At 47.7% G+C, this 18,453-nt stretch carries 17 protein-coding genes; 9 read left to right on the forward strand and 8 right to left on the reverse strand.

Annotated elements, in window-relative coordinates; translation table 11 throughout:
- The first annotated feature begins 21 nt into the window (after positions 1-21).
- Complete coding sequence (locus FTU55_RS02960) at positions 22-1,824, forward strand: ABC transporter ATP-binding protein (protein WP_005181751.1); 1,803 nt, start codon at positions 22-24, stop codon at positions 1,822-1,824.
- A gap of 82 nt (positions 1,825-1,906) precedes the next feature.
- On the opposite strand, the gene pgsA is transcribed toward FTU55_RS02960, so the two are convergent.
- The 3 genes from pgsA to uvrC all read right to left on the reverse strand — a co-directional run bounded on the left by pgsA (position 1,907) and on the right by uvrC (position 5,311).
- On the reverse strand, positions 1,907-2,494 hold the full coding sequence (gene pgsA, locus FTU55_RS02965) for a CDP-diacylglycerol--glycerol-3-phosphate 3-phosphatidyltransferase (RefSeq protein ID WP_034598126.1): 588 nt from the start codon (positions 2,492-2,494) through the stop codon (positions 1,907-1,909).
- 108 nt (positions 2,495-2,602) lie between these two features.
- Positions 2,603-3,397, reverse strand: a complete 795-nt coding sequence (locus FTU55_RS02970; RefSeq protein ID WP_180046141.1) for a thioesterase family protein — start codon at positions 3,395-3,397, stop codon at positions 2,603-2,605.
- A 114-nt stretch (positions 3,398-3,511) separates the two neighbouring features.
- The gene (uvrC, locus tag FTU55_RS02975; protein WP_005181732.1) at positions 3,512-5,311 is read right to left on the reverse strand and encodes an excinuclease ABC subunit UvrC; all 1,800 of its coding nucleotides are present in this window, start codon (positions 5,309-5,311) and stop codon (positions 3,512-3,514) included.
- 173 nt (positions 5,312-5,484) lie between these two features.
- On the opposite strand from uvrC, the gene FTU55_RS02980 reads away from it, so the two are divergent.
- Positions 5,485-6,561: an AAA family ATPase gene (locus FTU55_RS02980; RefSeq protein ID WP_180046143.1), complete on the forward strand. Its 1,077-nt coding sequence runs from the start codon at positions 5,485-5,487 to the stop codon at positions 6,559-6,561.
- On the opposite strand, the gene FTU55_RS02985 is transcribed toward FTU55_RS02980, so the two are convergent.
- Together FTU55_RS02985 and lpxO are read right to left on the reverse strand one after the other, a co-directional pair.
- Positions 6,550-6,966, reverse strand: a complete 417-nt coding sequence (locus tag FTU55_RS02985; RefSeq protein ID WP_005181729.1) for a PH domain-containing protein — start codon at positions 6,964-6,966, stop codon at positions 6,550-6,552. The genes FTU55_RS02980 and FTU55_RS02985 overlap by 12 nt on opposite strands.
- 121 nt (positions 6,967-7,087) lie before the next feature.
- Positions 7,088-8,002, reverse strand: coding sequence for a lipid A hydroxylase LpxO (gene lpxO, locus FTU55_RS02990; RefSeq protein ID WP_104471810.1), 915 nt, complete (start codon positions 8,000-8,002; stop codon positions 7,088-7,090).
- Between the two features lie 141 nt (positions 8,003-8,143).
- Between lpxO and FTU55_RS02995 the strand changes: the two genes are divergently transcribed.
- The 3 genes from FTU55_RS02995 to fadA all read left to right on the forward strand — a co-directional run bounded on the left by FTU55_RS02995 (position 8,144) and on the right by fadA (position 11,830).
- Positions 8,144-8,365, forward strand: coding sequence for a hypothetical protein (locus FTU55_RS02995; RefSeq protein WP_168381957.1), 222 nt, complete (start codon positions 8,144-8,146; stop codon positions 8,363-8,365).
- A 126-nt stretch (positions 8,366-8,491) separates the two neighbouring features.
- On the forward strand, positions 8,492-10,645 hold the full coding sequence (gene fadB / locus FTU55_RS03000; protein ID WP_180046145.1) for a fatty acid oxidation complex subunit alpha FadB: 2,154 nt from the start codon (positions 8,492-8,494) through the stop codon (positions 10,643-10,645).
- Positions 10,646-10,657: 12 nt separating this feature from the next.
- Complete coding sequence (gene fadA, locus FTU55_RS03005; RefSeq protein WP_034588021.1) at positions 10,658-11,830, forward strand: acetyl-CoA C-acyltransferase FadA; 1,173 nt, start codon at positions 10,658-10,660, stop codon at positions 11,828-11,830.
- Positions 11,831-11,979: 149 nt separating this feature from the next.
- Here fadA and FTU55_RS03010 read toward each other — a convergent pair whose 3' ends face one another.
- Entirely contained in the window at positions 11,980-13,341 is a 1,362-nt protein-coding gene (locus FTU55_RS03010; protein WP_180046147.1) for a nucleobase:cation symporter-2 family protein, read from the reverse strand.
- Between the two features lie 545 nt (positions 13,342-13,886).
- On the reverse strand, positions 13,887-14,636 hold the full coding sequence (locus FTU55_RS03015) for a hypothetical protein (protein ID WP_104471815.1): 750 nt from the start codon (positions 14,634-14,636) through the stop codon (positions 13,887-13,889).
- A 283-nt stretch (positions 14,637-14,919) separates the two neighbouring features.
- Here FTU55_RS03015 and FTU55_RS03020 point away from each other — a divergent pair, with 283 nt between their 5' ends.
- Positions 14,920-15,603 (forward strand): DsbA family oxidoreductase, encoded by a 684-nt coding sequence (locus tag FTU55_RS03020; RefSeq protein ID WP_075175020.1) that lies wholly within the window; start codon positions 14,920-14,922, stop codon positions 15,601-15,603.
- A gap of 65 nt (positions 15,604-15,668) precedes the next feature.
- Here FTU55_RS03020 and FTU55_RS03025 read toward each other — a convergent pair whose 3' ends face one another.
- On the reverse strand, positions 15,669-15,869 hold the full coding sequence (locus FTU55_RS03025) for a dodecin family protein (protein ID WP_005181715.1): 201 nt from the start codon (positions 15,867-15,869) through the stop codon (positions 15,669-15,671).
- A 405-nt stretch (positions 15,870-16,274) separates the two neighbouring features.
- Here FTU55_RS03025 and FTU55_RS03030 point away from each other — a divergent pair, with 405 nt between their 5' ends.
- The 3 genes from FTU55_RS03030 (at position 16,275) to FTU55_RS03040 (ending at position 18,285) form a co-directional block, all read left to right on the forward strand.
- On the forward strand, positions 16,275-16,436 hold the full coding sequence (locus FTU55_RS03030) for a hypothetical protein (protein ID WP_168369786.1): 162 nt from the start codon (positions 16,275-16,277) through the stop codon (positions 16,434-16,436).
- Positions 16,437-16,758: 322 nt separating this feature from the next.
- Entirely contained in the window at positions 16,759-16,938 is a 180-nt protein-coding gene (locus FTU55_RS03035) for a hypothetical protein (RefSeq protein ID WP_005181710.1), read from the forward strand.
- A 9-nt stretch (positions 16,939-16,947) separates the two neighbouring features.
- Positions 16,948-18,285: a hypothetical protein gene (locus FTU55_RS03040; protein ID WP_180046148.1), complete on the forward strand. Its 1,338-nt coding sequence runs from the start codon at positions 16,948-16,950 to the stop codon at positions 18,283-18,285.
- Positions 18,286-18,453 lie beyond the last annotated feature (168 nt).

Genomic DNA, 18,453 nt, shown 5'->3' on the forward strand with positions numbered 1-18,453 from the left:
TAGAATAAAAAATAATTGCTTATGAACTTATGGCAGCTCTTTCAGAAGCTCAAGCCCTTTGTGCGGCCGTATCGGCTGCTGGTGATTGCCACGCTGATTCTGACTTTAATTGGTTCTCTGACCGCACAGGTCAATGCCCTGACCCTGCAATATGCCGTCGACAGCATTAACCGGCTGGTAGAAGCCGGTCAGGGGCTGGCTGAAGGCTGGCAGATTCTGATAACCATTAGCGCCATTTTACTGGGCAAGGAAATCATTAATGCCTTTGTCCAATTCGGGCAGAAATTTTATGGTGAAAAACTGCGGATTTTTGTGTCGCAGGATTTGGCTCAAGGCATTATTGAGAAGTTCCTGACTTACCGGCTGGCGTTTTTTAATCAGGACAACAATCAGGCCGGCAAGCTGCAAACCCGGATTGACCGCGGCATTGGCTCCCTCACCCGGCTGGTACAAATCTTTTTTATTGATATTTTACCGTTATTTACCAGCGCGATTATTGCCTTAGGGCTGATGTACTGGGCCAATTTCTATGTCGGACTGGTGGCCTCGGCCATTGTGCCCATTTACTTCTGGCTGACCTATAAACAGGCCCAGAAACTTGGCAGCTGGCGCCGCAATTTACGTGATGGCCGCGAACGGAAAAGCCAGGGTATTCTGAGTATTATCAACTCGATTACCGTGATCAAATCCTTTAACCGGGAACATATCGAATCGGACAAACAGCTAAAACTGCAAAAGGAACTGACCGATAACCAGATGCATACCCGGCAGACCAGCTTCCTGTTTGATGGCCTGAAAACCTTTATTGAACAGATCGGAATTGTACTGATTATTATCCTGACTGCCTATTTTGTGCTGGATGGCCAGATGAGTATCGGCATGATCATGTATCACGTGTTGCTGTTTAATAACGTGTCGGCACCAATCCGTTCACTGCACCGGATTTATGATGAAGTGAATGATGCCATGATCTACTCGGAAAGCTTTTTCCAGATTCTGGAGGCCGATGATGAAATTGAAGCCAGCGGTGCACAAAAACCGGTAATTCGCGGGCAATTCAATTTAAGCGGGGTCGAGTTTTATTATCCGAACGGGCATCATGCCTTAAAAAATATCGAGATGTGCATTCAGCCCAACAAGATTACCGCACTGGTCGGCCTGTCCGGTGCAGGGAAATCGACCCTGATCAGCCTGCTGGATAAATTCTATGAACCACAGCAGGGCAGCATTCAGTTAGATGGAGTGGATTTAAAAGACATCGACACCCAATACCTGCGTGACCATATCGGGCTGGTGCTGCAAAAAAACCATATTTTCCAGGGCAGTATTTTTGACAATATCCGCTATGGCAAAACCGATGCTTCTCAGGAAGAAGTGATACAGGCCGCCCAGAAAGCCTCGATTCATGAGCAGATTTTGCAGCTCCCGCAAGGCTATGACAGTGATGCCCTGATGCTCTCGGGCGGTCAGCAGCAGCGGATTGCACTGGCGCGGATGTTCCTGAAAAATCCACCGATTATTTTTCTGGATGAACCAACCGCCAGTCTGGATGCCATTGCCACCGAGCAGATCAAGCAGAGTCTGGATGAAATTAAACAGGGCCGTACCGTGGTGATTATCTCACACAGTCTGTCGCAGATTATTGATGCCGATTACACCTATGTCATGAAAGAAGGCGCGATTGCCGAACACGGCGAACATGACACGCTCTACCATCAGGACGGTGTCTATAAAGAAATTTTTGATGCGATGGCCAAAAGCCTGAATATTGAAAAGATTGCCCGAACCTTTGAAGATGACGCAGAAGAAGAAACCCATAGTTAAACCGCAATCCGGTTAAAGATGAAGGAATGATTCTGTATTTTTTAATCCATAAAAAAAGCTCCTGTACAGGAGCTTTTTTGCCTTAAGGCTGTTTTAAATACGGCCAGGCGGCTTTTAAATAAATAAACATCGACCACAAAGTCAGCACCACCGCAGTATAGAGTAAGGCATAACCAAGCAATTCCAGTGGCTCCCAGTTCAGCAAGAACACGGAAATCGCAATCATCTGAAATGCAGTTTTATATTTCCCGACGGTAGAGACCGCCACGCTGGTACGCGCGCCAAGTTCTGCCATCCATTCACGCAAGGCCGACACGGTAATTTCACGTGAAATAATTACAATCGCGGCAAAGGCCATGGAAATGGTCGGCTGCCATTGCACCAAGACAATCAGGGCGGCTGCCACCATCAGTTTATCCGCCACCGGATCCAGGAAACGGCCAAAGGCTGAGGTCTGGTTTAAGGTTCGTGCCAGATAGCCATCAAACCAGTCAGTGACGGCAGCAATCACAAAAATCGCGGTCAGAATCAGATGCCGGGTCATCCCTGCATCATGATCATGGATTCCCATGGCAGGCGGCCAGTAGGCCACCAATAAAAATACGGGAATTAAGGCTATACGCGCTAAAGTTAAAATATTTGGAATATTCAGGATTCGACCTGTTGTCATAGACACCGCCAATGCTTCCCCGTTATGCACGAGCTAAATGCACATATTTTTTGAGGGTTTATCCATCGTTAATAGGCTTCACTTTATACGAAATGGCAGAAAGTGTCACTAGGCAAAGACCGTTACGGTTTGCCGCGAAATCGCAATCAGCCGGTTTTCAGCATCCCAAAGATGTGCTGTTTCAGTAGAATAGCCATCTGCCGCATGCTCGGTAAACACTTTATATTTAAACCAATCATGCACTTGGTGGCGGATCGGATGCACATAAGTAATGTGCCAGGTCAGCGAACTGGCCGGTGACAAGGTCTTAAATAAAGGCAGTACACCCGGTGGCCAAATGTCCATCAGTGTGACCAGATCGGCCACAGTAAAGTCGCGGTTGGCATGTTTTTCTGGCGTATAGCGGCACCAGCCACCAAAATCGGACTGCTGGCTTCCGGTACACGGATAATCGCCTTCGGCCCAGCACACCTCAAACTGCTGATAACATTCCGGCATCAGCTGATGCACCGGTAAATAGTTAAGCTGCGCTGGTGCAGGATAATCCGGCGCCAACGGTTCCTGCTGTACCTGAATACTGGATTCACGCACCGCGCCAAAGCTGGCCAGCAAGATGCTTTGTACCGCATCATCCTGCCATAAGCGCACTTCCAGCGTGATCACCGACTTGCCCTGTCGCAAAATTTCTGCACTGATTCTGGCCCGGTCTTCCCGCACCGGCCCGACAAAGGTCACCGATGCACTGAGCAGACGTTTATCCGGGTCGGCAATCACCGAAAGGGCTTTCTGCATCATCAGTCCGGCCACCAGTCCGCCATAGATGGTTCGACCCTGTAACCAGCCTGTTGGAATCTGAATCCATTCATCCTGCTCGATTGCGGCAAATACAGAACGCAGCGACATATATTTTCCTTTTTATTGAGTGCGCTTCATCTTGCAGCTTTTCAGTGTGGATGTGAATGGTCAATCGTATACTGGCCAGTGACTATTTTTGCCAATAGGTCAAATATGCCGGACTTATTCGTGCAGAATTTTATAGATGGTCCGCGCCATGACCTGCCCCAGTCCCGGTACCAGCATCAAGTCTTTTTCCGAGGCTTTTAGCACGCCCTGAATCCCGCCAAAATGGGTCAGCAAATCACGGCGGCGTTTTGGTCCCAGGCCGGGAATCACTTCCAGCACCGAACTGCCACGTTTTTTATCACGTTTGGCCCGATGCCGGGTAATGGCAAAACGGTGCGCTTCATCCCGCACCTGCTGAATCAGATGCAGGGCTTTATGGTCTTCCGGCAGCTGGATTTTGCTGCCATCGGTAAAATGCAGGGTTTCCAGTCCAGGTTTACGCCCCTCGCCTTTGGACACGCCGACCATAAAGGCTTCCAGTCCCAGTTCCTGCATCACTTCCATCGCCATATGCAGCTGGCCTTTACCGCCATCAATCAGCAGCAAATCCGGCAGCATGGCTTTTTTATAGCGTCGGGTCAGGGCCTGACGCATTGCGGCATAGTCATCGCCTTCGGTAATGTCATTGATGGAAAACTGGCGATAATCGCGTTTGCGCGCACCGCCCGAATCAAACACCACACAAGACGCCACGGTCGCTTCGCCCATGGTGTGGGAAATATCAAAACATTCAATCCGGTCAATAGGACGCCCCACCACCTGCTCCAGCTGATGAAAACGCTCATTCAGCTCGAAGTGATTGGCCAGCTTGCCTTTAATCGCGTGTTGCACGTTCATTTGTGCCAGTTCTTGCCATTCGGCCCGGGTTTCGCGGACTTTGTGCTTGATCTGGACTTTCTGCTGAAACTGCTGCTGTAGCGCCTGCTCCAGCTCTTTGGCATCTGGCAGTTCTACATTGACAATCAGCTCGGCCGGTACTTCATCGGCGACCTGAAAATAGAAGTTGGCGATAAAATCGGACAGCATCTGGCCCTGATCATCTCCGAGCATATCCGGAAAATAGCTTTTCCCGCCCAGCATCTTGCCATTGCGCACATGCATAATCTGCACACAGGTCACCCCGGCCTGATAGGCAATTGCCAGAATATCGGCTTCGCCTTTGACCTTATAAATTGCCTGCTGTGCCTGTACATCGCGCAGCAAGGCCATTCGGTCCCGATAAAACACCGCTTTTTCAAATTCCAGTGCTTCAGCCGCGGCTTCCATTTTGGCAATCAGTTCCTGATTCAGTTCACGGGTATCGCCCTGTAAAAAACGGATCGAGTTCTGCACATCTTCCTGGTAGGCTTCCGGTGAAATCAGTCCGACACAAGGCGCCGAACAGCGTTTGATCTGATATTGCAGGCAGGGACGTTTGCGCTGGGAAAAATAGCTGTTTTCGCACTGGCGCACATTAAATAGCTTTTGCAGCACGATTAAAGTATCGCGGGCGTTGTAGGCACTTGGATAAGGCCCGAAAAATTTACCCACCTGATGCTTGCCTTTGCCACGGCCACTGGCAATCCGCGGATAAGGCTTGTCGCTGGAGACAAAAATATAGACATAAGATTTGTCATCGCGCAGCATGATATTATACGGTGGCCGATGCAGCTTGATCAGGTTCTGTTCCAGCAGCAAGGCTTCGGTTTCCGAACGCACCACCAGCGTTTCAATATCATAAATCCGCGCCACCAGCGCCTGGGTTTTCGGATGTTCGATGGTTTTTACGAAATAGCTGGACACGCGATTTTTAAGATTCTTGGCCTTGCCCACATATAACAGTTCCCCATCTTTACCCAGCATGCGGTAAATACCGGGTAAGGTGGTCATATTGGCCAGAATTTTGACAATATGTTCGCGTGCGTTTTCGTTCACATTCAGCCTATTTATCGATCTCGTCTGCTCTAGCATGATGTGATGGTGATTCTGCTATTTTCAAGCATTGCCGCGCAAGCATGCCGGCAGAAATGACATGATTGCTACAAAGTCTTAGTGCCAGAGGCAAATTTTGCTATGCTGAACAGCTTGTCCCGTTCAGGATTCAGTTTATGCACACCGCCCACTCTGCCATGCATATTATTCAGCCGGCCACCTCAACACATGCGGCATCGGAAAAAGACCGCCTGATTGGCAAACCGCGCTTTCATTTTGAACCGCGTGAAGTGATGCAGCTGCTCAGAACCCGGATTATTGGACAGGACACAGCCTTAAATGAAATTGAAAAAATGCTGCATGTGGTCAAGGCAGATTTTTCCAGCCCGGAACGTCCGCTGTCGGTGACGCTAATGCTGGGGCCAACTGGCGTCGGTAAAACTGAAACTGTCCGGCTGATCAGTGAAGCGATTTATGGCCGCCCGGATGCTTTTTGCCGGATTGATATGAACACGCTGGCACAGGAACATTATGCAGCAGCACTCACCGGTGCACCGCCGGGCTATGTTGGCTCCAAAGAAGGCCATAGCCTGTTTGATGAAACTGCGATTGCAGGCAGTCACACCCGCCCCGGCATTGTGCTGTTTGATGAACTGGAAAAAGCCTCGACTGAAGTACTGCGCGGGCTAATGAATGTGCTGGACACCGGCAAACTGACCCTGACTTCTGGCACCAAAACCATCGACTTTCGCAATTGCATGATTTTCATGACCAGTAATGTCGGTGCCCAAGCTGCGCAGCAATATCTGGACAAGCTGAATCTGTTCCCGAAAAAAATGCAGGACCTCTGTCTAAAACGTCTGCCGGCCAGACAGATTATTGAAAAGGTGATGCAGCGCCGTTTTGATCCGGAATTTCTCAACCGGATTGACCGGACCCTGCATTATGCGCCGGTCCAGGAAAATGCCCTGCCGCAACTGGTCGAGATTGAACTGGAAAAACTGAACAAACGCCTGCAGCATCAGAAACGTCAGGTACAGCTGACCGAAGCCGCCAAAGCCTACTTTTATCAGGGACATGATATTCGCTATGGCGCCCGGCATTTGGGCCGCCGCATGCGCACCGAACTGGAACCGATTCTGGCGCTGTATTTCCTCAGTCATCCAGAGCAGCTTAGTCTGTGTCTGGACTGTCAGGATCAGCAGCTGTTGATTCAGCCGGACCCAGCGACCAGCACTGAATCAGGACGATAAAGGCTGTTTAATCGCGGCGCAGAATTGCTCCGGATGCCGCGGCGACACCAGCACAAACTTGTTCACGCCATCTTGCTGATAGTCAATCTTTAAGCGTTTTAAGGACATGGCCGGAGATGCCACCGAGTTATTGGTCGGTGATACTTTTTGAATCTGCGCCAATGGGATGCGCCAGCTTAAAAACAGGCAGCGGATGGTCAGGCAGTCTTCGCTCACACGATAGCGGGTATTCCACACCGGCCACCAGATCACCACAATGGTCAGCAGATACACCGCAGTATGCACCGGATACGCTTGCATGGTGCCTTTGGCCTGCATGGTCAGTAACAATTGCACCAGCAGCCCGGTCATACAGATTAAAAAAGCCAGCACCCACCAGTCAATTTTGGAACGAAATTTCTGCATTATTTTCCCCTTTACTGTCTGTATCTTACACAAAATTTATGGGGGCTGCTGTATTGGGCCATGCAGAAAAAAACGCCCATGTGGGCGTTTTGGTTGGAGTGCAAAAGATCAGAATGTCATCTTAAAACAGATAAGGCCGGATAAAAATCAGGAAGAATAGCCCCAGCATCAGCACCCATTTTAAAATGTAATATAGGGTCCGGTTTCTGGCTTTCAAGGCCTTGGCCTGAATCCGGATCTGATAAACATAGGCAAAGGCTTTATTCAGGCCGCCAGTGCGGTCCCCGACTTCATTGGGTGAGCTGGCCGCCGTCATCACCTTTTTGCCAAACCAGTGATTAAACTTTTGCATCCAGCGGGTAGTTAACGGCCGCTCGACATCGGCAAAGAAAATAATCCGGTTTTGCTCGGTACCATTTTCAGCATAGTGAATATAGGTTTCATCAAATACCACACTTTCACCATCGCGCCATGAATAGCGCTGGCCATCGACATCAATAAAGCAGCGCTCATCATTCGGGGTCATTAAACCCAAATGATAACGCAGCGAACCGGCATAAGGATCGCGGTGCCGAACCAGGCGGCTGTCTGGTGCCAGTTCGGTAAACATTGCCGCTTTAATACTTGGCAAGGTTTTTAATAAGGCCGTGGTTTTCGGGCACAGCTCGGCCGCAGAAGGATGCGCGGTGTCATACCATTTCAGGTAAAAGCGTTTCCAGCCAGTTTTAAAGAAAGAATTAAACCCCAGATCATCATATTTGCTGGAGGCCTTGATGCCGCCTTGTTCATACAGCGCTTTGGCCTCATCGCGAATCATCTCCCAATGTTCATCCAGCACTTTTAAATCCTGAAAATGCTGGGTGTCGATATAGGGCTGATTCGGTACGCGCGAAAAACGGTACATCAGAAAATTAATCGGGGCGAACAGGGTCGAATGGTCAAAGAACTGACGATAAAACGAATGCCGAACTTTGCCGCGTTGCTGGATATAAAACGCTGAAATGACAAAGATGGCCAGAATAATCCACTTAAGCATAGCAACATCCGGGAAATTGCCGCCCTGTACAGGGACAACAGACAAGCCAAAATATCGGCGAGTATAACAAATTTAGCCAGGCCAATCAGCCAGGCGTTTAAGACACAGCGTTGCAAAACTGGCGCTGTTCAGGTGCTTGCAATGCCCTGTCCATTCACACAAATTGACTTTTTTGACCAAAACACCACAACTCCGGCATGGGCAGTAGCAGCTTTTTCCGTTATAAACAGAAGGCAACCGCGCCAAAAAAGTAAAACTGAAACAAGTACTTCATCTGCTTTTAAGCGAAATAAGCAGGAGAAGAAAGGGAACAAGACCTTGATTGGGCATAGAAAAATTGATGACCCTAGCGTCACGGCTTGATACAACTTGTTATGTTCTTTTTCGATATAGTTATCGTAAGATTAGCGAGGCATAGAAGTGTGCGGGAAATGCACACTTGCTTCACAACATCAACTTAGAAATCCTCCAAAATAAAGGAGATCAGGCATGATCCACGCTGGCAATGCCATTACCGTCCAAATGCTTTCGGACGGAATTGCAGAATTCCGCTTTGACTTACAAGGTGAGTCGGTCAACAAATTTAACCGTGCAACGATTGAAGATTTTAAAGCTGCAATTGACGCTGTCAAAGCCAATAGTGAAATTAAAGGCTTGGTGGTCACTTCAGGCAAATCGACCTTCATCGTGGGTGCAGATATCACTGAGTTTGGTGAAAACTTCGCACAAGGCGAACAAGCAATTGTGGAATGGGCCTTGCCTGTTCACGACATCTTCAATAGCTTTGAAGATTTAGATATTCCTAAAGTCGCTGCCATTAATGGTATGGCGCTGGGTGGCGGTTTTGAAATGTGTCTGGTTTGTGACTACCGTGTCATGTCCGAACAGGCGCAAGTCGGCCTGCCAGAAATCAAGCTGGGAATCTTCCCGGGCTTTGGTGGTACGGTACGTTTAAGCCGTTTAATCGGGATCGACAATGCGGTGGAATGGATGGCAATGGCTAATCCGAAAAAACCAGCCGCAGCATTAAAAGATGGTGCAGTAGATGCCGTTGTTGTCGCAGACAAACTGACTGAAGCAGCGGTTGATCTGGCTAAACAGGCAGCAGCTGGCCGTCTGGACTGGAAAGCAAAACGTCAGGAAAAACTTGATCCTGTAAAACTGAGCATGCTTGAGCAAATGATGGCGTTCAATACTGCCAAAGGTGCAGTACTGGCAAAAGCAAACCCTGCTCAATACCCAGCGCCTAAGCTGATGCTGGATTCTTTACAGGCAGGTGCAAGCCTTCCACGTAACGATGCACTGAAAGCTGAAGCTCAAGGTTTCGCAAAAGCAGCTGTGACTCCACAAGCGGGTGCGCTGATCGGCCTATTCCTGAACGACCAGGTGGTGAAGAAAACTTCCAAGAAATATGAAAAAGGTGCGCATCCTGTAAACCAAGCGGCTGTTCTAGGCGCTGGTATCATGGGTGGTGGTATTGCTTACCAGGCGGCAAGCAAAGGCACCCCTATCATCATGAAAGACATCGGTAACCCGCAACTTGCACTGGGTATGTCTGAAGCAAACAAACTGCTGACCAAGCAGGTTGAACGCAAGAAGATGAAACCGGCGCAAATGGGTGAAACCCTGGCGCGCATCCGTCCTACTTTAAGCTATGACGAGTTTAAAGAAGTGGATATCGTGATCGAAGCGGTTACTGAAAACCCGAAAGTGAAAGGCATCGTACTGAAAGAAACTGAAGCGAAAGTGCGTGAAAATACGATCATTGCTTCTAACACGTCTACCATCTCAATCACACGTCTGGCTGAAAACCTGGAGCGTCCTGAGAACTTCGTGGGTATGCACTTCTTCAACCCGGTACACATGATGCCACTGGTAGAAGTCATCCGCGGTGAAAAAACTTCTCCTGAAGCAATCGCGACTACCGTTGTTCTTGCCCAGAAAATGGGTAAAACACCAATCGTGGTAAATGACTGTCCGGGCTTCCTGGTAAACCGTGTACTGTTCCCTTACTTCGGTGCATTTGACCTGTTACTGAAAGACGGTGCTGACTTCCAGCAAGTTGACAAAGTGATGGAAAAATTCGGCTGGCCTATGGGCCCTGCTTACCTGATGGACGTGGTTGGTATCGACACTGGCGTTCACGGTGCAGAAGTCATGGCGGAAGGCTTCCCGGACCGTATGAAGCCAGACTTCAAAGGTTCAATCCAGGTGATGTACGAAAACAAACGTCTAGGTCAGAAAAACGACGTTGGTTTCTACAAGTACGAACTGGACAAGAAAGGCAAGAAAGCGAAACAGGTTGACCCAACTGCTTACGAACTTGTGGCTTCTGTTGCAACCGCTGAAAAACGTGAATTTGATCCGCAAGAGATCATTGACCGCATGATGCTGGCATTCTGTAACGAAACTGTTCGTTGTCTGGAAGACAACATCGTTGCAACACCTGCTGAAGCAGACATGGCAATGATCATGGGTGTAGGCTTCCCTCCATTCCGTGGTGGCCCATGCCGTTACATCGACCAAACTGGTGTAGCTGAGTACGTTGCGCTTTGCGACAAGTACGCACATTTAGGGAAAGCTTATGAAGCGCCGCAATCTCTGCGCGACATGGCTGCTAACAATAAAAAATTCTACGGTTAAGGAGCAACGTGAATGGCTACTTTAAATCCACGTGACGTTGTCATCGTTGATGGCGTACGTTCAGCAATGGGTAAATCCAAAAATGGTATGTTCCGCAATGTACGTGCTGACAGCCTTTCTGCTGAACTGGTACGTGCGCTGGTTGCTCGTAACCAATTCGATGTCAACGAAGTTGAAGACGTGATCTGGGGTTGTGTCAACCAGACGCTTGAACAAGGCATGAACATCGCGCGTAACATCGCGTTGCTGGCGGATCTTCCTAAAACTGTTGCAGGTCAAACGGTAAACCGTCTGTGTGGTTCTTCTATGCAGGCAATCCACACCGCAGCTGCGCAAATCGCAACTGGCCAGGGTGATATCTTCATCATCGGTGGTGTAGAACACATGGGTCACGTTGGCATGATGCACGGCATCGACCTGAACCCAGAAGCATCTAAACACTATGCAAAAGCATCTAACATGATGGGCTTAACTGCTGAAATGTTAGGTCGCATGAATGGCATTACCCGTGAAGAACAAGATGCGTTCGGTGTTGAATCTCACCGCCGTGCTTGGGCTGCAACTCAGGAAGGCCGTTTCAAGAACGAAATCATCGGGATCGAAGGTCATGATGCGAACGGCTTTAGAAAACTGTGCGACATCGACGAAGTAATCCGTCCAGATGCGAACCTGGAAGCGTTCAAAGCACTGAAACCAGTATTCGACCCTAAAGGTGGTTCGGTAACTGCTGCGACTTCTTCTGCGCTGTCTGACGGTGCATCTGCAATGCTGCTGATGTCTGCTGAACGTGCTCAGGCGCTTGGTCTAAAACCACGTGCAGTGATCCGTTCTATGGCGGTTGCAGGCTGTGACGCTGCGATCATGGGTTATGGTCCTGTACCAGCAACTCAGAAAGCGCTTAAACGTGCTGGCCTGAAAATTGAAGACATGCAGACCGTTGAGCTGAACGAAGCGTTCGCTGCACAAGGTCTGTCTGTTCTGAAAGGCTTAGGTCTGTATGAAAAACAGGACATCGTGAACCTGAACGGTGGTGCGATTGCGTTGGGTCACCCATTGGGTTGTTCTGGTGCACGTATCACGACTACCCTGCTAAATGTAATGGAGCAGCAAGATACTCAAATCGGTCTTGCGACCATGTGTATTGGTCTGGGTCAAGGTATCGCGACCATTATCGAACGTGTTTAATTCTTAAATACTTCGATCAAAAAATCCTCGCTTCGGCGGGGATTTTTTATTTTCGCGAAAATTATTCAAAACAAAACGCCCCATGTGCTACATCGGGCATTTTTAAATTGCATCTCAATCACGACTGAAGCAAGCTTCAGCTCATCGCCTTAATGTTCCGGCTTGGCCACTGTGGTTAACACTGGCTCAACCGTTGTCTTTTTACCAAAATGAAGATGGTTAAACAGGATATTCAGGAAAATCGCCATCACACAGGTCGAGCTAATGCCCGAATGGAACAGGGTTTTAAACCAGGTTGGAAACTGGGCATAGAAAGAATGATCAATAATTGGAATCATCCCGGCAGCCAGAGACGTCGCGACAATAATCAGGTTTTTCTGATCGCTATAGTCCAGTTTAGATAAAGTACGAATTCCGCTGGCCGCCACTGTACCAAATAGGACCAGACCAGCGCCGCCTAATACCGGCGTAGGAATGGAAGCAATAATACGGCCCATAATCGGTAGCAGGCCCAAAATCACCAGAATCAGGCCACCGGCAGCTACCACAAAGCGGCTTTTCACACCGGTAATCGCCACCAGTCCCACGTTCTGGGCAAAGGCACTTTGCATAAAGGTGCCAAAGAAGGGCGCTACTGCTGAGGAAATCATATCGGCGCGCAAGCCATTGGCAATACGCTTGTCATCGACTTTGGCACCGACAATATCTCCCACCGCAATAATATCGGCCGTGGTTTCAGTTAACACCACCACCATCACAATGGTCATGGACAGAATTGCGGACAGGTGAAAAGTCGGTGCACCAAAAGCCAAAAAGTCAGGAAAGGCAAACCAGGCGCCCTCACCCACTTTGGAAAAATCTCCAAAACCCAGCGCATAGGCCAGAATCGAACCGATCAGAATTGCCAGTAAAATTCCGGTACGGCGAATGGTTTCAGAACCAAAACGGCTTAAAAGCAGCAAAATCCCCAAGGTCATGGCGGCCAGACCAATATTCTGCATAGAACCCCAGTCAGGTGCATTGCTATTACCACCCATAATCCAGCGCACGGCCACCGGCAATAAAGACAGGCCGATGATGGTAATCACACAGCCAGTCACCACCGGTGGAAAGAAACGGATAATCTTGGCAAAAAACGGCGTCAGCAATAACCCGATTAAGGAGGAGGCAATCACCGCGCCCAGAATGGCATTAAAACCGCCACCCGTGGTGGCAATACCGACCATGGTGGCCACGCCGGCAAAGGACACGCCTTGCACCAGTGGCAAGCGTGCCCCGAAATATTTCACCCCCAAGGTCTGTAACAAAGTCGCCAGTCCACCCATAAATAATGAAGCAGTAATCAAGATCCCGATTTGCGCAGCAGTTAAACCGGCCGCTGTGCCGACAATTAATGGCGGTGCCACAATACCGCCATACATGGTTAATACATGCTGTAAGCCATAAGTCAGGCTTTTTCCTGTCCCTAAAAATTCATCTTCGGGCGAAATATTCTGTTTGCTCGTTGTCATGTGTAGCCCCACGCCGCAGCTCAGTGATGCTTTTCTCTGAAGCCATCTTTTAAAAATATACTGGCCCTTGCCTGCATGTTGCAGACAAGCGCTATTCCTGCGGGATTGGAGCAATTACTATGCCATTTTAAAAAATCTGCCGGATTTTGCTGGTAAATCGGCACCAACATGAGGAGGAGATGAACTAGTTAAAAACAAGAAAGAATAGAAAGATAATTTCTTAAATTTTAGAATTTTATCAATTACTTATACCAATATTTTTTCATTCATAATTTTATTCTTTTCCTCTTTTTAAATGGATCACGCACGATGCTGTCCATGTATATAACTCGTAGCCATCCACACCCTTAAAAAGCGCTAGAGGCTGTACACTCACAGTGCATTTTCACAGCCATCGCGGCCAGCAGCAGCACTAAAATATGTCCTGAGCCTGTGGCCAGGTGATCATTAAGAATGCACCTTGCATCTGCCGATACTGCCCCATGACGGTGTTGGGGCAGTATTAAGCTTTGGCTTAAAACAGGTGCAAGAAGTTGAGCTGTTACTTACAGTTTTTCAGCCAATGCCTGCTGATGCGCCTGGGTAATCTCCTGCATTTGCTGATTCAGCTTGAGCATGTCCTGATAGGCCTGATTAAACTGTTTCAGGCCTGCATCTTCATAGAACATAAACAGGTTGTTTTTCATTTCCCAGCGATTATTTTTTAGAATCCCAAGCAGCACATAGGCCTGACTCAGGCTCTGTTTTTCCAGCTCAAACAGCACTGTGCCTTCATCATTCTGGCGGCTTTCCAGCAGAGATTCACTTAACTGACGGCGTAGATGCGATTTAATCGGTAATTCTTCAATTTGGGCCAGCGCCTGTGCTTCATGTTCAGTCAGATGCTCCTGATATAGCTCCATCATAGCCTTGACCTGTGACAGCATGGCTTCGGTTTCGGCATAGTCCTGTTTTTTATCTTCATTCAGGCGTTTAATATCCAGAAACTGATCCCATTGCAACGCTTTCAGTTCGCGTAAATAGCTGTTACGCGCTTCGGCACTTTGCACCAGATGGCTAATCACAAATTCAGCCATCAGGGCATAATCACCGCTTAAACGCGGATCGGACGGATCAACCTGAATCGGGGTCGACCAATCCTGCGCCTGTACATAAATCTGCTCGGCCTTGTCATACAGTACGTTCTGATATTCGTGTAATTGGGTCAGTTCTTTTTGTTGTGCCTGATATTGATAAAACATCAATCCAAACACGGCACAGGTCACGAGGACGATGATCCACACTATACGTCGCATATCCTGTCCTCTTGTTGTATTTCTCGTTATCATAACGCTTTGTTGTTGTATCGCCTGTTTTTTAGACAAAATTATTCAACAAAGCACACAAAAGATCAAACAATAAAAATGACTTAAGTGATTTATTTTATTCAGCTAATTTTTTATCGTTTAGCTTATTTTCAAAAAATATAAAGTGATGAGGATGAAAAATACGGTTTGCTGGCGGCAAAGTACCCATCTCGGCTTTAATTCAGGCAAATCATCCCCATCAATAGTTGAAAACAATGCAAAGAGAATATTCATGCGTGTAGATATCTGGTCCGATGTGGTCTGCCCTTTCTGTTATATCGGCAAAAAACGTCTTGAAGCCGCGGCAGCACAGGTCGGCGTAGAACTTGAGGTGCACTGGCACAGCTTCCAGCTTGACCCGGAGGCACCGGAACGTCAGGAAATTTCCAACTCTGAACGTCTGGCACAAAAATATGGCCGTACCTTGGCAGAAGTAGAAGACATGCAGCGCAATATTGCCAGCATGGCTGCTGAAGAAGGCATCCAGTTTAACTGGGAACAGGCCAATTCCGGCAATACCTTGAATGCCCACCGTCTGATTCATCTGGCGCAAAGCAAAGGCTTGGGCAATGAAGCCAAAGAGGCTTTTTTCTACAGCTATATGACCCAAGGTCTGGCCATTGGCGAACGCGAAACGCTGGAAGATGTCGCTGCACGTATCGGTTTAAACCCGGTGGAAGTCGATGATGTGCTCGATTCCGATGCCTATGCCGATTTTGTGAAATTTGATCAGGATGTAGCACGTGATCAGCTTAAAGTGACGGGCGTACCCTTTTTTGTATTTGACCAGCGCGTTGCTTTAGCCGGTGCCCAGCCACGGGAAGTGTTTGAACAGGTGCTGAAAAAAGCTTTGGAAACACCTGCAGACAACGGCGCGCAATGTCAGGATGACCAGTGCGATGTACCGGAACAATAAGTAGTTACATCCTTAAGCATCGCTGCCATAAAAAATCCCCTTACGGGGATTTTTTTCTATGTACTTTATTCCACCAGGAAACTGATTTTTAAATTAACCCGATACTCGGTAATCTTATTGTCCTTAATCACCACTTTCTGTTCATTAATCCAGGCACCCTGCAGGTTTTTGACTGTTTCACCGACTTTGGCAATGCCGCTTTGAATGGCATCTTCAAAACTTTTATTACTGCTGGCATTCACTTCTACTACTTTTGCAATCGCCATGATTGATCCCTCAGTGTTGGTATAAACGTTCATCTTAGAATAAAAAATAGACAATAAAAGAGCGCTTAACCATACCGCGTCAAAAACTTACATCTCTATACAGATCAAGGGATTTGTACAGAGATGACGCGTGGATGGGGCAAAAAATCTGGAGATTTTTTCATCTTAAAACAGGATGATCTCGTTCTTGTAAAAATCATCATTAATTTAAATCTTGTAGCTAAATGATTAGAGCAATTATTCTAATTTATTGTTTTTAAATGTTATTTTTTAACAAAAAGTCTTAAACTTGCCGATATGATCATTTTCTCTCAATCACAACGCGCTATCATAGCCGTTGTTTGAATACACTCTCCCACGATGACTTTTCTCCCAAGTCATCCTTTTTTTGTGAAGGTAAGATTGATGAACGTTTTAAAAGCGCTTGGCCTGTTTATGGTCACCCTGTATGCAGCCAATGTATCAGCAGAAATGGTTTATGTACCAAGCTTCCCGACTGAAAAAGCCCACACTGAAACCGTGAGCAATGATCAGCCTGCAAGCGCTGAACAGAACAAAGAAGCTTAAGCACTTCTTTAAATACAAGCAGACCTCAGGTCTGCTTTTTTTATTGCAGTTTGGGGCCATTCTGTGCCTTGCACCTGATCCGACCGGACAATTTGAGACTGACATTTTTTGTCAATTCGGCAGCATGATCTGTTTATTCTCTGATTTAACTGAAATTTATCTAAAAAATTTTTTAATATTTCTTATATTGAAATCCCAATTTCTGTCATAAATGCCTAAAAATCCACAAAAGCTGACATTTTTTTTCATGTAATTTTTAGTGAAATACCTATAATCAAAGTGATCCAAAACAATTATTTAAGTCCAGGTTGATGAGAGAGCAATGCACGAACTTCAAGCCCTGATTCAGAGAAAAATTTCTCCACAAGAGATTAATGTAGAAAATCTGGTGGCGCTGGCGGAACATTATTCACAGCCGCATTCTGCCGAATACAAATTGGTTGAACTGGCCCTGAATATTGTCCTGGCCAGTTATCTGGAAAAAGCACAACAACTGGTTTAAGTTTCCACCATGAATACTTTAGAAAAATCCCGGCTGATTAAAGAACTGCACGACCTAACGGGCGCGCTGGAGCGCCGTTCCTTGAGTCTGTATGAAACCGCCAAGGCCAAAAGCCGGATTAAAAGTATTTTTGTTGAATGCGACCAGCCTCTGTTTAAAAAGCAGATTCTGGCCTATAAGACACAGGTGCAGCCGGAACGTTCTGCCGAAGAATTTGCGCGTGACACCATTTATGCACGTTCTTTTCGGGGCGTGTTTCAGCAGGTCGAGGCGCTAGAACAGGCCTTATATGCCCAGCCCGATTCAGGTTGGGCCATCTTGTATCAGCCCGCCTCCGGCTGGCAAATCTGGCTGATTCCGGCACCCGCACGTACTGCCCTGCTCAGTGACTGGGGCAATCTGGAACAGGTCTATCGCTGGATGTTGCAACAGCAGCATCAGTATCGCAGTCTGCACACCGATCTGGAATTACTTAACCAGCAAAACTATGCCGCAACGCAGGCCTTTCAGCATACCGTCGCAGCACGTTCATCTGTAGCGATAGAACCTGAAGCAGCAGCTCAGCAGTTCAAGCCTACCAAAGCCGCACCTGTTCAGCCTGAACAGCAAGCAGATTCCGTACCCGAAGCAGAGTCTAGCGCCCGTCATCTGCTGCTCAATCAGCTCAGCTGCCCGATTTCCGAATTACCCCTGGACCATCTGCCGGCGGAAAAACTGTGCCGGGTATTTTTACCAGCCCGGCCTGAAGTGATGCAGTATGCCGATGTGCTGGTTCATGATGCAGAGCAAGCAGCTCTGCTCAAGCGCCCCGGTTATGTGGCCGAGCAGATCAATGCCCAAGGTCGTTTTATTAAATATCTGGTCTTGTTTGGCGCCTTGGATGCCATGCAAGCCACCCGTTTTGCCCACGCCTTTAGCCAGCAGCATGAACATGAAATTGCCGCAATTCGTGAAATAGACAGCGCTGTACTGGAAAGCCAGCTGTTTGCGCTGGACAGTCTGTTTCAGTGCTATCAACATGCCGAGCAGATGATCTGGCACAAAGAAGATTATTATCCGTTTATTCCGCTGCACCTGATTCATACCCAGAAATTTATCCAGTTTGAGGAAACAGCAGCCACGCTGGCCACCCCGCTGATTTTATTAAAAGAGCGACAAAAAATTCGCCTGATTCATGGCCAGCAGCGTTTACAACTGGCGCGTACCGAACCGGCCTATCCCTATATTCTGCTCGATCGTCAGCAGGGCGTGAGCTGGCAAATCATTCAAAAAGTCTTGAATCACCTGCCTGCGCCGGTCGACCCTTTACGTCTGGTTCAGGCCATTCAACGGCTCACCGCCAGTTAATGTTTATGTTTTTGTAGCTGCATCTTGCTTTTCGCCTGAAGATTTTCAACACTAGCAAAAAGAGCTTAAAGATCAGTAAATAATGCCAAGAAAAGTACATTTTATAGCGCCATCATTATTATTATTTTGCCTGTTAGGCAGTGGATATACGGTTGCAGACAACAATAC

Source organism: Acinetobacter sp. YH12117, from assembly GCF_013418865.1.
Taxonomy (GTDB): Bacteria; Pseudomonadota; Gammaproteobacteria; order Pseudomonadales; family Moraxellaceae; genus Acinetobacter; species Acinetobacter indicus.